Origin of the sequence: Anabaena sp. 4-3 (assembly GCF_001597745.1) — a bacterium.
GTDB lineage: Bacteria > Cyanobacteriota > Cyanobacteriia > Cyanobacteriales > Nostocaceae > Trichormus.
In genome coordinates, this window is sequence record NZ_LUHJ01000067.1 from 1 (window position 1) to 16,002 (window position 16,002).

Annotated in this window: 14 protein-coding genes and 1 riboswitch; of the genes, 11 read left to right on the plus strand and 3 right to left on the minus strand. The window is 41.9% G+C overall.

Annotation, left to right across the window (positions count from 1 at the left end; all coding sequences use genetic code 11):
* Positions 1-189 precede the first annotated feature (189 nt).
* The 9 genes from prfB (at position 190) to aspS (ending at position 9,188) form a co-directional block, all read left to right on the plus strand.
* A protein-coding gene (prfB, locus tag A3775_RS18235; RefSeq protein ID WP_156481673.1) for a peptide chain release factor 2 occupies positions 190-1,306 on the plus strand; the annotation gives its coding sequence in 2 pieces (ribosomal slippage) (positions 190-261 and positions 263-1,306; 1,116 coding nt in all).
* 163 nt (positions 1,307-1,469) lie between these two features.
* Positions 1,470-1,625 carry a DUF3285 domain-containing protein gene (locus A3775_RS23820; RefSeq protein WP_082803784.1) on the plus strand — a complete coding sequence of 52 codons (156 nt, stop codon included), beginning with the start codon at positions 1,470-1,472 and terminating at the stop codon, positions 1,623-1,625.
* Positions 1,626-1,667: 42 nt separating this feature from the next.
* The gene (gene ybeY / locus A3775_RS18240; RefSeq protein ID WP_066375503.1) at positions 1,668-2,195 is read left to right on the plus strand and encodes an rRNA maturation RNase YbeY; all 528 of its coding nucleotides are present in this window, start codon (positions 1,668-1,670) and stop codon (positions 2,193-2,195) included.
* A gap of 138 nt (positions 2,196-2,333) precedes the next feature.
* Positions 2,334-2,789 carry a diacylglycerol kinase family protein gene (locus A3775_RS18245; RefSeq protein WP_066375506.1) on the plus strand — a complete coding sequence of 152 codons (456 nt, stop codon included), beginning with the start codon at positions 2,334-2,336 and terminating at the stop codon, positions 2,787-2,789.
* A gap of 135 nt (positions 2,790-2,924) precedes the next feature.
* Positions 2,925-3,524 (plus strand): aminodeoxychorismate/anthranilate synthase component II, encoded by a 600-nt coding sequence (locus tag A3775_RS18250; protein WP_066375509.1) that lies wholly within the window; start codon positions 2,925-2,927, stop codon positions 3,522-3,524.
* Positions 3,524-4,291, plus strand: coding sequence for an MBL fold metallo-hydrolase (locus A3775_RS18255; RefSeq protein ID WP_066375511.1), 768 nt, complete (start codon positions 3,524-3,526; stop codon positions 4,289-4,291). The genes A3775_RS18250 and A3775_RS18255 overlap by 1 nt, the downstream gene beginning before the upstream one ends.
* 39 nt (positions 4,292-4,330) lie before the next feature.
* Positions 4,331-4,413: riboswitch (Fluoride riboswitch) on the plus strand.
* 95 nt (positions 4,414-4,508) lie between these two features.
* Positions 4,509-6,131, plus strand: coding sequence for a cation:proton antiporter (locus A3775_RS18260; RefSeq protein ID WP_066426164.1), 1,623 nt, complete (start codon positions 4,509-4,511; stop codon positions 6,129-6,131).
* Between the two features lie 161 nt (positions 6,132-6,292).
* The gene (locus tag A3775_RS18265) at positions 6,293-7,144 is read left to right on the plus strand and encodes an Rpn family recombination-promoting nuclease/putative transposase (protein WP_066426166.1); all 852 of its coding nucleotides are present in this window, start codon (positions 6,293-6,295) and stop codon (positions 7,142-7,144) included.
* 256 nt (positions 7,145-7,400) lie between these two features.
* A complete protein-coding gene (gene aspS / locus A3775_RS18270; RefSeq protein WP_066426168.1) occupies positions 7,401-9,188 on the plus strand; it encodes an aspartate--tRNA ligase in 1,788 nt (595 codons plus the stop codon).
* A 224-nt stretch (positions 9,189-9,412) separates the two neighbouring features.
* Here aspS and A3775_RS18275 read toward each other — a convergent pair whose 3' ends face one another.
* On the minus strand, positions 9,413-10,288 hold the full coding sequence (locus tag A3775_RS18275; protein ID WP_066426169.1) for an S-layer homology domain-containing protein: 876 nt from the start codon (positions 10,286-10,288) through the stop codon (positions 9,413-9,415).
* Between the two features lie 543 nt (positions 10,289-10,831).
* Between A3775_RS18275 and A3775_RS18280 the strand changes: the two genes are divergently transcribed.
* Positions 10,832-11,752: a DUF2382 domain-containing protein gene (locus A3775_RS18280; RefSeq protein ID WP_066375523.1), complete on the plus strand. Its 921-nt coding sequence runs from the start codon at positions 10,832-10,834 to the stop codon at positions 11,750-11,752.
* 41 nt (positions 11,753-11,793) lie between these two features.
* Here A3775_RS18280 and A3775_RS18285 read toward each other — a convergent pair whose 3' ends face one another.
* Positions 11,794-12,675, minus strand: a complete 882-nt coding sequence (locus A3775_RS18285; RefSeq protein WP_369817221.1) for a hypothetical protein — start codon at positions 12,673-12,675, stop codon at positions 11,794-11,796.
* A gap of 311 nt (positions 12,676-12,986) precedes the next feature.
* Here A3775_RS18285 and A3775_RS18290 point away from each other — a divergent pair, with 311 nt between their 5' ends.
* Positions 12,987-14,096, plus strand: coding sequence for a glutamate--cysteine ligase (locus A3775_RS18290; RefSeq protein WP_066375529.1), 1,110 nt, complete (start codon positions 12,987-12,989; stop codon positions 14,094-14,096).
* 15 nt (positions 14,097-14,111) lie between these two features.
* On the opposite strand, the gene A3775_RS18295 is transcribed toward A3775_RS18290, so the two are convergent.
* The gene (locus A3775_RS18295) at positions 14,112-15,974 is read right to left on the minus strand and encodes a penicillin-binding protein 2 (protein ID WP_066375531.1); all 1,863 of its coding nucleotides are present in this window, start codon (positions 15,972-15,974) and stop codon (positions 14,112-14,114) included.
* Positions 15,975-16,002: the final 28 nt, after the last annotated feature.

A 16,002-nucleotide genomic window follows, 5' to 3' on the forward strand; every position in this document is an offset into this window, starting at 1 on the left:
TCCACTACTGCGCTTTCTGTTGGGCAGGAAGCCTACACTGACCGCTTGCGGCAGTGTAGGTAGTTCACTCCTCTGTTACTTTCAACAGGCTCAAACCCTGAACTTGTTGCCCAAGAATTTGATCAATTCCGGCTAAAATCTAAAATACATAGTAATATCATCCAGAGAGCTGTATTTTCAGCAAGCACTATGGAAGTATTAGAAATCAAACGCGAAATCGAAACGTTGTCTAGCCGCCTGGGTAAAACCCAGGACTATCTTTGACATACCTGCACTCACAGCTAAAATTCAAGACTTAGAGCAAATAGCAGCACAGCCAGAATTTTGGGATAACCAAAACACAGCCCAAAAAACACTGCAAGAACTCAATGACCTGAAAGCCCACCTAGAACAGTATCATCAGTGGCAAGTTAATTTGGAAGATACGAAGGCAGTGGTTGAGCTTTTGGAACTGGAAACCGACGAAGCACTATTACAAGAAGCCGAGTCTACCATCTCTAAACTAAATCGTGAACTTGACCAGTGGGAATTACAACAGTTACTTTCTGGCCCCTACGATGCGGAAGGGGCGGTACTGACGATTAACGCTGGGGCTGGTGGTACAGATGCCCAAGACTGGGCATTTATGCTGTTAAGAATGTATACCCGTTGGGCAGAAGCGCATGGTTACAAGGTAGCTTTAGCGGAAGAGTCAGAGGGTGACGAGGCGGGGATTAAATCAGCCACTCTCGAAATTACTGGTCGTTATGCCTACGGCTATTTACGCTCAGAAACAGGTACACATCGCTTAGTGCGGATTTCTCCTTTTAACGCCAATGGTAAACGGCAAACCAGTTTTGCTGGGGTGGAAGTCATGCCGCAAATCGATGATTCTGTACACTTGGACATTCCAGAGAAGGATTTAGAAATTACCACATCCCGGTCTGGTGGTAAAGGTGGGCAGAACGTCAACAAAGTAGAAACCGCCGTGCGGGTTGTGCATATCCCAACGGGGATAGCTGTACGCTGTACAGAAGAACGTTCTCAATTGCAAAACAAAGAGAAAGCCCTAGCACGCCTGAAAGCCAAGCTGTTAGTGATTGCCCAAGAACAACGGGCGCAAGAAATTGCTGATATTCGCGGCGATATGGTAGAAGCTTCCTGGGGTAATCAAATCCGTAACTATGTATTCCATCCTTACCAGATGGTAAAGGATTTGCGTACCAATGCAGAAACAACTGCGATCGCTGACATCATGAACGGCGAACTCGATATGTTCATTCAAGCCTATCTGCGTCAGGAAAATCAACTGGTAGAAACTGCTTAATTGGGGACTGGGTATTGGGGACTCTTGACTGGGTATTAAGAATAAATTCCCCTCCGCTTCCCCCTCACCCCCACACCACTGCTTTTAACAAACTTGCCCAATCAGGCGATAGAACTGCTGGCAAACTGTTACATTTATATATAAAAGAACTTATTATTTAATTATGAACAATTCTCCTTCAACAGAACCTCAACCCAGCTACGTTAAACTAGCGATGCGTAATATGGTACGTAAGGGTGGTACTTCTTTGAAGCATTTCCTGTTGACTACTGTAGGGCTGCTAGCTGTGCTGGTAGGTTTAGCTTACCTGACTCGTTAATTACCAACTAATAACCAAAATGTCAAGGAGAGTTTGCAGTTGGTGGTAGTTGAACTAGATGTACAAGATTATTTCTGGGAGTCTTCCCCCGAAGAACGCCTAAATTCTGGCTATCTGGAAGCCCGAATTCCTCCAGAAACTTGGGAAGACTGGTTTAATCGTTGGTTAGAAGTTCTGCACCCCCACTTACCACCGGCAGCAGGTTATGAAGTTGGACTGCGGTTCACCGATGACGCAGAAATTCAACAACTGAATGCTCAATATCGTCAGCAAAACAAGCCAACAGATGTTTTATCCTTTGCGACTTTAGAAGTAGATTTACCGCAAATTGCGGAAATGTCGGCTACACCTTTGTATTTAGGGGATATAGTTGTTTCGATTAACACGGCACAACGGCAAGCCCAACAACAGGAACATAGTTTATCAACTGAGTTGGCTTGGTTGGTGGCACATGGCTTACTGCACCTGTTGGGCTGGGATCATCCTGATGAGGAGAGTTTAACGGCAATGTTACAACAACAAGCAATTTTACTGGAGACTGTTGGTATTGATATAGACATAGAATATTAATATTTTTATGACTTGGGATGTGAATTTTCCAGCATCCTTTTATAATACTGCTGTAGAAAATTGCATGAAAGTTGACCGCAAAATTACCATCAGCCAAGATAATCCTGAAATATACCGTGCTGTTCTATTGTTAAGCCTATGTCACAAAAAGTCTCCCCGCCACCCACGCAAAACCATTTATTCAGCCTTGTCAATCAAGAACGAGAACTGTCTTGGCGAGTTGCCTCTAGTTTACTGGTAAGTTTTAAGTATGCTTGGGCTGGGATTAGGTACAGTTTTCACACTCAACGCAATTTCCGGATTCATGTCATAGTCTGTATGTTAGCGATCGCCTTAAGCGTAATCTTACATTTACAGACGGTAGAAATAGCAATTATTGGTATCACTAGCGGTTTAGTATTGGCACTAGAGTTATTGAATACGGCGATTGAGTCGGTGGTAGATTTAACTGTTCAGCAGACTTACCACGAATTGGCAAAAATTGCTAAAGATTGTGCTGCTGGTGCGGTGCTTGTCTCGGCTTTGGTGGCGGTGTTTGTGGCGGCTGTGCTGTTGCTTCCACCTTTGCTAGTTCTGATTCAATCGGCGGTTTAAAATTAAATTCTGAACTCCTGCTATCGGCAAAATAGGGAGTGGGGAATGGGGAGTAGGGGTTTAGCATTGCTAAACCCTTATAGCTTTTAGTTGTTAGCGATTTGTGGCAATTTGATAGATTAGCGAGTATAGACTGTGATTATAGTTATCGATAATTACGACAGCTTCACTTATAATTTAGTCCAGTATCTCGGAGAACTAGCGGCTGAGTTTCCTGTAGCGTCAGACATTCAAGTTTTCCGTAACGATAAAATATCATTACACGAAGTTCAGCAATTACAACCGGATGCGATCGTCATCTCGCCGGGGCCTGGTCGTCCAGAAGATGCCGGGATATCCTTAGATTTAATTAGAGAGTTAGGCCCTAGTTTACCAATCTTGGGGGTATGCTTAGGACATCAAAGTATTGGTCAAGTATTTGGTGGTAAAATTGTCTCTGCTCCAGAGTTGATGCACGGTAAAACTTCACCAGTAACTCACACAGGGGTAGGTGTTTTCCAGGAATTAGAAAATCCCATGACTGCCACTAGGTATCATAGTCTAGTTATTGACCGTGAAACCTGTCCCGAAGTTTTAGAAATCACAGCCTGGGTAGAAGATGGCACAATCATGGGAGTACGACACAGGAACTATCCTCACATTCAAGGTGTCCAATTTCATCCAGAGAGTGTTCTCACTTCTTCAGGAAAACAGTTATTGCGGAACTTTCTGCAAGAGTTACAAGAAAAAAATTAATGAAACGACGACAGTTTATCAGCTACGCTGGAGCAGGTTTAGCGACAGCTATAGTTCCTACCTTTGCCTCCTACCTGCCAGCTAATGCCCAGTCTAGCGGAATTTCAGTCCAGTGGTTAGGTCATACTTGTTTTTTGTTTACTGGTGGTGGATTGAAAATTCTGGTCAATCCTTTTCGGACAGTGGGTTGTACGGCTGGATATCGTCTACCGAAAGTTGCAGCAGATTTGGTGTTAATTAGCAGTCAATTATTAGATGAAGGTGCAGTAGACGGCTTACCGGGTAATCCCAAGTTAGTCTATGCACCAGGAGTTTATGAATTCCAGGGGATGAGATTTCAAGGCATTGCTATTGACCATGATCGCAAAGGTGGCAGACAATTTGGGATAAATACTGCTTGGAAATGGCAGCAAGGCGGAGTCAATATCCTACACCTAGGAGGAGCAGCAGCACCGATTTCTATTGAACAAAAAATCCTCATGGGGCGACCTGATGCAGTATTTATACCTGTGGGTGGTAGTGATAAAGCTTACAATGCAGCCGAAGCGAAACAGGCGATCGCCGTCCTCAATCCGAAACTGGTAATCCCTACCCATTACCGTACACAAGCTGCTGATGCTAACGCCTGTGATATTGCACCATTAGATGAATTTTTAACCTTGATGCAGGGTACAAACGTGCGGCGTAGTAATAGTGACACTATTAATATTAATCCGCGTAACTTGCCTGATAATAGCGAGATTCAGGTTTTAAGTTACAAGTTTTAACGATGATGTATCACGAAAATTAGATATGATATTGTCAAGATAATCAATGGCGATGGAGCTCGCCAAAACCGCTATTCTAGAGCAAAAGTTGCATCTAGAAAGCTGATGGCTCCTACTTTCCTAGCTGACTGCGGGATAGTAGGAGTTTGTTGTATTGATCTTCTGGCTTCCCTGTAGTCAGCATCTATCTACAAATTGCGTCTATGGGGGTGATGGAATGTTAGCCAGCATATTATGGATTTTAATGATGGGCTTTTTTGTAGGTCAAATTGCCCGTCGTTTAGGCGCGCCGCCTTTAGTTGGGATGATTTTAGTGGGTATTGTTCTCAGTCCCCAAGTTTTTAATCTTATCAGTGCAGATGTGTTGGATGCTGCCGATGAATTGAGAACTATGGCAGTGATGATTATATTGATGAAAGCAGGATTAGGATTAGATAGGGAAAAACTGGCGCAACAGGGAAGTGTGGCGTTACGTTTGGGATTTTTACCTGCAACCTGTGAGGCGATCGCTATTGCCATTGCTGCTATAGTAATATTCCAGTTTAATTTGCCCACAGGTTTACTTTTAGGCTGCATTATCGCTGCTGAATCACCAGCCGTCATTGTTCCGGGGATGTTGCGACTCAAAAGTTTAGGTTTAGGTGTGACTAAAGGTATTCCTGATGCCATCTTAACTGGTAGTGCGTTGTCTGATGTGCTGCTATTACTTGTCTTTAGTCTATTACTAAATTTCTTACGCAATGGTGGCGTTGAGCAAATCACCATCTTGGGAATATTTACCTTCAACACTCTGCATTTACTCCCAATACAAGTAATTTTGCAAATCTTCTTAGGCGTTTTATTTGGTTATTTAGCGGCTCGTTTACTGGTTTTACTATTAGCAACACAAAACTGGACGCAAAATACTGTCCAAGACACAGTAATTACTGCTAGTTGTGCTTTATTTCTAGTCATTGTTGCGAATCAATTACCTTATTTCTCTGGTTACTTAGCCGCAATGTCATTGGGATTTTTCTTAATTGAATTAGATGCACCGCTAGCTAGAAGACTGCGGGGAGGTTTTGATAGTTTATGGGTGGTAGCGGAGATTTTTTTGTTTGTTTTGTTGGGTGCGAGTATTCAATTACAAATATTAGAAAAAGTCTTGCTACCTGGTATTTTAGTTTTAGCAATTGGTTTATTGATTGGTCGTGTGGTGGGGTGGTATCTTTCCACTGTGGGTAGTAACTGGAATTGGCGAGAAAGACTATTTTTACTACCAGGAAACTCGGCTAAAGCCACAGTACAAGCTGCTATTGGTGCAATTCCCCTGGCTCAAGGTATCGCCGGAGGTGAGATAATGTTAGCGATCGCAGCCCTTTCAATTCTGATTACTGCACCCTTGGGTGCTTGGTCTACAGCCACTTTTGCACCTAAACTATTAACCAAAGGAGAAGTAGATCCCACAAAAGTCACAGTCACTACTCCTACTCTATTCCTCGCAGCAGTAGACACATCTAATTTAGCCACAGCAGTTTTAACTAAAGTTGCAGACTTAGCAAGACGCAGCAATGGCGAAGTAATTGTTTTACACGTAGTCAACACTTCCCACCCGTCAGCTATTCGACAACTAGAAAAACAAACCAAAAAATTACTTTCTGATATCAAATACGAATTTTTGACAGTTACAGGTGCTATTCCCGAAGAAATTATCCGTATTGCGGAAGCTTATCATGTAACAGCCATTGTCATGGGAAAACGTGGACATCAACCTTTAGATATATTAATTGGCTCAGTATCACAAGCAGTCTTAGAAACCAGCCAAGTACCTGTAATTTTGCTGGAAAACTGCAACAGGTAAGGAAAAGGTGTCTACAGGAGATACCGAACCAGCTAATATGATTTAATCATAATTCAAGGTTTGTAGTAAGGACTTTAGTCCTGATTACAAACTTGATGACAATAATTTTACATTGCTTAATATAGTTCGATTTATTCACCCAGACTTACTTAAATACTTTCATGCGTAGAGACTCAATTTTTTACAAACTGTTTCAACAATACCCGACTCTTGTATTTGAATTAATCCAAAATCCGCCGACAAATGCGGATGCTTATCGATTTGATTCAGTAGCAATCAAAGAACCGAAGTTTGAAATTGACGGGGTATTTCTTCCACCGGAAGGTGATCCGCCTGGGGTGGTATACTTCTGTGAGGTGCAATTCCAAAAAGATGAACAGCTTTACGAAAGAGTATTTGCGGAATCTTTACTATATTTCTATCGTAACCGTGCCAGATTTAGTGACTGGCAAGCAGTGATAATTTATCCATCTCGGAATATTGAACAAAGTAACATTTATCCTTATCGGGGCTTGATCAACAGTAACCAAGTCCATCGCGTCTATTTGAATGAATTAGGGAATATTCGCCAGTTACCGTTATGGTTAGCGTTGATGGTATTAACTACGGTAGAAGAAGAACAAGCACCAGAAGAAGCAAGGTATTTAATCACTAGAACTCGTGAAGAAGTAGCATCAACAGCCACTCGCGCCATAATAGAGATAATTACGACAATCATGGTGTACAGGTTTGAACAGTTAAGTCGCAGGGAAGTAGAGTCTATGCTAGGAATCACGCTCAAGGAAACAAAAGTTTACCGAGAAATCAAGGAAGAAGGGCGAGAAGAAGGGCGGGAAATCATGGCTAATGCAATTTCTCGACTATTAACCAAGCGGTTGGGAGAACTACCTGAAGAATTACGCTCTACAATTTCTGGTTTATCTTTGCCTGTTCTGGAAGATTTAAGCGAAGCACTGTTAGATTTTACCAGTGTGGCTGATTTACAGGCTTGGTTAGCAGGGCGAACCAATTAAATTACGTTAACTCATTGCTGGGTTTACAGCACATTAGTAGGGTGCGTCAGATGTTGAAAATTTGTTTATTTTGAGAAAATTATCTCTTTTGACGCACCTTACAAGAGACTTACACACCTTTTTCTGAAAAAGAAAGCTTTGCCATTATGCCATTTTTTCTGGGACTGGAACTACTACAATGACTATGAATGCTAGATAATGGGAAAGCTTTGACATTTACCAGTAAATCTAGCTTGGAACCACAGAACTAACACCTATGCGAACTCACTATTGCGGCGAACTCCGAAAAGAAGATATTGGAGAAACTGTTACCTTGTACGGATGGGTAGACCGTCGCCGCGATCATGGGGGCGTGATATTCTTAGATTTACGCGATCGCTCCGGCATTGTCCAGATTGTCAGCGACCCGCAACGCACCCCAGATTCCTACGAACTAGCCAACTCCCTGCGTAATGAATATGTTGTAGAAATTACAGGCAGAGTCACACAACGCCCCGCAGAATCACTAAATACCCGCATCCCTACAGGCGAAGTGGAAATTTACGCTGATCAAATTAAACTGCTAAATGCTGTGCGGAAACAGTTACCTTTTCAAGTTTCCACCGCCGACAGTGAAACAGTGCGGGAAGACTTGCGGTTAAAATATCGTTATTTGGATTTACGACGCGATCGCATGGCGCAAAACATCCAGTTACGTCATCAAGTCGTAAAAGCCATGCGCCGTTACTTGGAAGATGTACAAGGTTTCATGGAAATTGAAACCCCCATTCTCACCCGTTCTACCCCAGAAGGTGCGAGAGATTACATCCTCCCCAGTCGCGTTAACCCTGGTGAATGGTTCGCCTTACCCCAGTCACCACAGTTATTTAAACAAATTTTGATGGTATCCGGCATGGATAGATACTATCAGATTGCTCGTTGCTTCCGCGATGAAGATTTACGCGCCGACAGACAACCAGAGTTCACCCAATTAGACATGGAAATGAGTTTCATGTCTCAGGAAGAAATTATTGAACTCAACGAAAAGTTAGTTGCTTATATCTTCAAAACCGTCAAAGGAATTGAATTACCCCTTCCCTTCCCCCGTCTCACCTACGCTGACGCGATGGAACGTTATGGAAGTGACAAACCAGATACCCGTTACGGTTTGGAATTAGTCAACGTTTCCGATGTGTTAAAAGACTGTGGTTTCAAAGTCTTTAAGGATGCGATCGCTCACGGTGGTATCGTTAAAATCTTACCCATCCCCAACGGTAACGACCAAATATCAAACGTCCGCATCAAACCAGGTGGCGACTTATTCAAAGAAGCCAGTGAAGCCGGTGCAAAAGGACTAGCTTACATCCGTGTCAGAGAAAACGGTGAAATTGACACCATCGGCGCAATTAAAGACAACCTCACCGACGCACAAAAACAGGAAATCTTACAACGCACAGGCGCACAACCAGGACATTTATTACTGTTTGGTGCAGGTGATACGCTGACTGTCAATAAAACTTTAGATAGATTGCGTCAAGTCGTCGCCAGGGAATTCAACTTAATCGATCCCGCCAAAATCAACTTACTCTGGATTGTAGACTTCCCGATGTTTGAGTGGAATGCAGACGAAAAACGCCTGGAAGCACTACACCACCCCTTCACCGCACCTTATCCCGCAGATTTACATGACTTAAAAACCGCCCGCGCCCAAGCCTATGACTTAGTATTCAACGGCTTTGAAGTCGGTGGTGGTAGTTTGCGGATTTATCAACGGGAAATTCAAGAGCAGGTATTTGAAGCGATCGGCTTGTCTCCAGAAGAAGCACAAAATAAATTTGGATTTCTGTTGGAAGCCTTTGAATATGGTACACCACCGCATGGTGGTATCGCCTACGGTGTAGACCGTTTGGTGATGTTACTTGCTGGTGAAGAATCCATCCGCGATGTCATCGCCTTTCCGAAGACGCAACAAGCCCGTTGCTTGTTAACAGATGCACCTTCCGGTGTAGATGTCAAGCAACTCAAAGAATTACAAGTTGCATCCACATACAAGCCCAAACCTTAACCCATTTTCCATCATCGTAGGGTGGGCAATGCCAAAGAGCTAACAATCACCATTTCAGCCCAGTGTCAGCATTGCCCACCGCTTGCAAATTGCGAATTGGACTTACGCAATGATTATCTATATGTAAGGTGCGTCAGCCTACATATATAGAGCAAATAAACTTATGTTTGGCTGCTGACGCACCCTACTAATGTGCTAGTTGCGTAAGTCCTGGCGACTTGATATTAACGCGCCGCTTGGCTAACTCCAGGCCGAACTATATAATTATACGCAGCAACATTGGGAGAAAGCGGTTCAATTCTATCCTGAGCGACTAAAGTTTGATGAATAAAAGCAGTCGCCGTTGCACGTCGCAAAGGCTGATTCGGATTGAGAACCCTAGGATCAGGATGATTGACAACTATATTTTTTTGTGTTGCTATGCCCACTTCCTCAATAGCATACTGAGGAACCTTCTGGGCATCAGTGTAATAGTTGCTGACTAGAGCCGATAAAGTCTCCCTCGGTGGTGGCGGTGTAGTAGCAGGAGCCGCCGCAGTAGCTTTGGGGATGACTAAAGGCTGCATCAAGGCAAAAATCCCGAATGGAAGATACAAAGGTCTTTTGACTACTTGACGTTGAGGTGCTGGAGTAATTGCTTGACGTTTAGGTGCTAAATTTAGTCCTTGAACCAGAGTCACCAATGCTTCTACTCTAGAAACTGGCTGCTGGGGACGAAATACATTACCAGCATAACCACTCATAAACCCCTGTTGATAGGCTTCTTCAATGGCAGGAGCCGCCCAATAACCTTCAGGCACATCTTTATAAACACTACCACTTTCTATCTGCCTGATTGGTTCTTTCTCAAAAGCTTTACGAATCATCGCCGCAAATTCATCACGGTCTACAGGCTGTTCCGGCCGAAATGTCCCGTCTGGATATCCCACAACAATGTTTCTTTCAGCTAAACGCTGAATAAATGGCTGCGCCCAATAGTCAGAGGAAACATCAGGAAAGTTAGTTTGCGCCCCAGCTGGAGTATTTGCTATTACTACCAACCCCAGACTTACTAAACTCAAAGGCGCACTTAATTTTGTTAAATAAGATAAAGCAGTCATAAAATATAACCTTCTATTCATTATTACTTTTTAAGTATTAATTTTAGATGTTTTTTAATATTTTGTTTTCCGTCTATAGATTTGAATATGTATATCTCCAGATATAAAAATGAAATGATGATTGTAATTTAACTTTTGTAAATTATTTTATTTTTAAAATAAATAATTACATCTATAAAGATTGGTTTCTTCCTCTCAATGCCGTAAATTTAAGCATAATTTTGGCTAGCAAAATCAATTTTTAAGTAACCTCAGCCTGGTTTATATAAGTTTTTCATGTGATTTAACTGCGCTTACAGTTTATTATAAAGAATAATTACTGATTTAAAGTTGGAGTTGCAAAATATTTTTCAAGCATTTATAGTTTTAAAATATATTGGCTAATGTTAATATAAAAATTTCAAGTTTAATTGAATTTATAAAAATTACATCTCTCTAGAGTTATTAAAATACTTACAAATAATATCAACCACCAGAAAGAGGCATAAAAATTAAATATTTCTAAAATAGTGATTGTAGATAGTGCAAAAAGAATAAATAATTATGGCTCTATATAAATTGGAAGATTTTGCTGCCGACTATAGAGACGCTGATTCTGATAACTATGACATCACGAATTTTGATGTCTACTCAGATGTAGATGATGATAAAGTCGGCACTGTTAAACATATCTTAGTTGATGATGCGGGTCATTTTCGTTATCTCGTCGTAGACACAGGATTTTGGATCTTTGGTAAGCAAGTGTTGTTACCGATTGGGCGATCGCGCATTAACTACTCAGATCGGCGTGTATATGCTACCGGACTTACCAGAGAGCAGGTAGAAAGTTTACCTGATTTCCATAATTTAGAACGCATCGATTACGACTATGAAGAGCGTGTACGTGGAGTTTACCGTACTCCTTTAGCAGAGAGACCTTTAGAAGCATCCACACCGATAGAAACATCATCACCTTTAGACGTATCATCAGCCTATGTTGATCGCCAACCAGTGACAACTACACCTCCTACTTATGATCGTGAAACATATAGATATGAACACGAACCAAATCTTTATCAGATGAATCCACGGGATCACCAGAACCTCAGACTATACGAAGAACGATTAGTTGCGAATAAATCCCGGATGAAGACAGGAGAAGTAGCAGTTGGTAAGCACGTTGAAACCGAAACCGCCAGAGTTGCAGTTCCGATTGAAAAAGAACGAGTAGTGATTGAACGCACTACGCCAGAAGACGCGGGTAGAGTCGTGTCGCCTGGTGAAGCTGACTTCCGAGACACAGAAGCTACTCATGTTGATATTTACGAAGAAAGCCCGGAAATTCGCAAAGAAGCTGTAGTACGGGAAGAAGTGAAAGTTAAGAAGGTCGTGGAACAGGATACAGTGGAAGCTGAAGAAACCCTGCGCCGTGAAGAATTAGACATAGATAAAGACGATGAGCAATTACGTCGCACCAGACGCTAATATCTTCACTACAGCTGTAGGGGTTGAGCATGACTCAAGCCCTACTGCCCTAAAATATACACAGAAGAACCTAAATTTTCATCATCAGTACCCACAACCACACCACCATCTGCACCACCAACCAATTCTAGAGCTTCAATTTTGTGGTATTTGAAGCGGTAGAGAGGAAATAATTGAGGATTCTGCCGCCAAACAATTCTGCTACCCTGTAAATTGAGATAACCAGCAACATAAATAGCTGACTCAAACGGGCCATCATCCCCGGTATCACTAGCTGAAGAAATATATACAATTCCTGCTGGATCTAATTTTAAATCAGAAATATGCCGTACATTCCCAGAGGGAAATGGTACTGTTAGCTGTGCAGAACCTAGGGGAGTAATTTGATATGTAGCTAAGTTCAGCATACCCCAATAAATAGTGGCTGGTTCTTGACCTGCACCACGATGCGCCCAAACCGCAACTAATTTACCTTGAATATTTTGTAAGGCAAAGGCTTCAAAATTACGGTTTTGGGGAATGTTTGGGAGTTGAAATACTTTAATAACTGAGATACTTTTATTGTTAGGCTCTAACTGAATATCATAAGCTTTGCCAGCACTGCTTAATGCGATAAAGCGTGAGTCTTGTTTACCTGGAATAGATGTTAAAGCTTCTAAGTCTATGGGTAATTCTGTGTGATTTGGCCAATCTAGAGGCAAATATTCCGGTTGATTTTCGCCTTTAATGCTGATAATTGCGAGACGACCTTGATTTTTTTGTTTATTGTCATGGACAATCAGCAACTCCATAGCAGCATTTTGACGGCTTAACAGAGACATACCACTGATACCAGCAGTAATACCACCGCGAACAGGTCGCCAATTTTGTGCTAAAACTTGCTGGGATAGGAGTAGCAAAAATCCTATAATCAGGATTTTCATGATTAAGTTGCGTTTAAGCTGGTACATTAATAGTTCTCATAGTGGTTGAAAATACCAAAATAACAAGAGCGATCGCCTTTGCAAAGTCTTGTATGGTGAGTCATCAGAGATAATTAGGTAAAAATAAACAGATGTTCGATATCTAACCACCCTACTAATGTGCTAGTTGCATCAGTCCTGAAAGTCAAACGCTAAAATGCAAAGTGCAGACGCAGAAATTTATCACTTAAGTTCAGAGAGAATACGCAACAAGGCTACCTAGATGTATTCTATTTTGTTATGCTTATTAAGAATAATTACTATTAAGCTGTATGGTTTTCTTATTTGGCATCGAGCATGAAGTCGCTTTTCTGAACCAAGAAGGAAAGTTTGCTGATTTTGCTTGTACAAAATTTGCCGAGTTTGCCCAAATTGTCGATAGACTGCCCATCTACCCGGATGATCATCTACAACTACGTGTTGGTGATGCAGGAATTAGAAAAAAGAGATGGTACATTGAAGGCTTTGAAAGATTTGGTAATTCTGACGAAGTAATTGATTGTCATTCTAAGGGTATAGAAATTAGAACAACCATCCACTCGGATATTCAAGGGGCTATTCATGAATTATCAAATAGCTTTCGGTTATTAATTGAAGTAGCTGCTGATTTTGGCTTTTCACCAATTTTAACCAGCTTCCATCCCTACAAACCAGTTTTTGAACCCCAACCCCCATTAAATGAATATGAAATCAAGCAGTTACAGGCTTATCCTGATGAACAAACTGCAAATATTTACATGGTTTCTTATGGGCCAGACTTAAATATTTCCGTACCTGATTTACCCATTGAACAGGTAATTGATATTGGTAAAAAGTTGACTTACTACAGTCCTTATATTGTGCCTTTTAGTTTTAGTTCTCCTTTTTATAACGGCACACTTTGGCAAGGTTTGTCAGTGAGAACATTTATCAGAACTGGTAAAAGACCAGCAGCTTTAGTATTTGTTGCCGAACAGGAGCAGCTAATTAAGAGTGTACCATCATTAACCAAAATTGCTCGGTTGCCAGCCGAAGTAGGTCGGATTGAATTTAAAGCTTTTGATAGTTGTGATGACTTTTTAATCTATGGGGCATTGCTGGCATTATTAAAAGGTTTAATCTTAGATGAGTCTTTAACTGGTAGAGCTATTACACCAGACGCATCTCTACATCAATTGTCAGCCAAGGAAGGTTTTGATAACGAAGATATATTAATGAATGCTACAACAATTGTGCAAGCAGCCACCGCCGCACTAGGAGATGATCCAGATGTGGCATTGTTAACACCATTGAAATTAATGTTAGAACAACGCCAAACAAAATCTCATCAATTAATAGAAGTTTTCCAGCGTATAGGCTCGATTGAGAATACACTCAAGGAAACCTATTTAACAACAAGATAAAATTTAATCTCTCATTTAATCTCTCACGGTTGTTTGTTGGCTTTTTTGAGGAGATTTTTGCTCAATTTCTTGGCTGGGTGGAATCTTTTCTAGAGGAATGAGTGCATCCATCACAGACTTAACAATGGGAGCCGCCACCGTAGAACCATAGGCATTTGCGCCTTTTGGTTCATCTACCACTGCCAAAATTACATAGCGGGGGGATTCCACAGGCAAAATACTGACAAAACTGGTAATTCTAGCACCGGGAATATAACCACCATTCGGACTTGCTTTTTGGGCTGTGCCGGTTTTGCCAGCAATGCGATAGCCTGGAATTTGTGCCGCCTTGCCAGTGCCTTCACTGACAACAGTTTCCATCATTTCTACTACCTTTTGAGTTGTATCAGGGGAGAAAACTTGGCGTGGTGCGGGGCGAGGCGGTGTATAGTGCATTTGCCCCTTGGTATCAATTAGCCCCCGGATAACATGAGGTGTTACCAGTTTACCGCCATTGGCTAAAGCTCCCTGCATTTGTACCAGTTGTAACGGTGTGAGAGAAAAACCTTGTCCAAAGGAGGCAGTTGCAGGTTCAATGACTGAGTTGATAAAAACTTGTTGACTTTTGAGCCGACTACTGGCTACTGAGGGCAAATCTGTATCAACTGCTTGTCCTAAACCCAAACGTTCTAGCCAGTTGTAATAAACTGAAGGCTTCAACCTTTGAAGCATTTGTACCATTGCAATGTTACTGGAAGTTTGTAGAACTTGGGCAACGTTAATCCGCCCGTTACCAGTAAGCGAGGCATTTCGGATAGTAAAGTTAGCTACTCGAATTGCCCCAGTGTCGTTAAATATATCATCTGGTTTAAGTACACCATTTTCCAGAGCGATCGCCACATTCAACGGTTTAAAAGTTGAACCCGGCTCATAAAGATCCGAAACAGTCCAATTTTTGAATAATGAAATGTCCGCCTTGGCGTACTCATTGGGGTTATAGCTGGGTTGAGAAACTAGAGCCAGGATAGAGCCATCGGACGCATCCATAACAATCACTGCACCCCGTTTAGCTTGAAACTTTTCTATCTGCTCCTTGAGTGCAGTACGAGCAGCCCTCTGAAGGCGGCTATCGATAGTTAGCTGCATTTGCAAATCATCTGAGTTTAAAAAACCTTCAGGAGCATAATCTGGCATCAATGCCCCATTCCCAGCCCGACTTAAGCGCACTGACTTGGCAGAACGTTCTAACCAGTTTTCTTGACTGTATTCTAAACCAGCTTGACCGCGACGTTCAGCATTGACATAGCCAACAATATCCGCCACCAAATCATTCTGTGGGTAATAGCGGGAGTATTTCGGGATAAACTCCAAGCCGTTTAAACGTAATGCCCTCATGCGAGTGGCAATTTCTTCAGCTAATGCAGAAGCGAGAGTGATGCCACTTTTTCGGCTTTGAAAAATTTTGACTAAATCAGCCGGAGTTTTGTCCAACATCACAGCCACTTTTTCGGCTATTTCTTCATTAGTTTTGTCAAACAGCTTGGGATGGGCATATACCGTATATACAGGGCGATCAATAGCCAACACATTATCATTGCGATCGACAATTAACCGCCGAGGCATATATGGACGCAAATTTACCATTTGCTGGTTTCTAGCTCTCTGTGCCAGTTTTGGCCCTTGGACAACTTGCAAATTGTACAAATTAATTGCCAAACCTAATCCAGAAGCCATTAATATCCCCCAAACAGTGAACAATCGGGATTTAATATTTGAGATTTTCTCTGGGGTATTGGGGGTGATTGTCTTGGTAGAACTTCTTCTAGAGACTCTTTGCCGTCTAGCCAATTCCGGGTTACGAAATTTTTTCAACTTTAATTTACTGGATGATTTTTGCATTGCCCTGCTCAGAATCAGCTATCAGTTT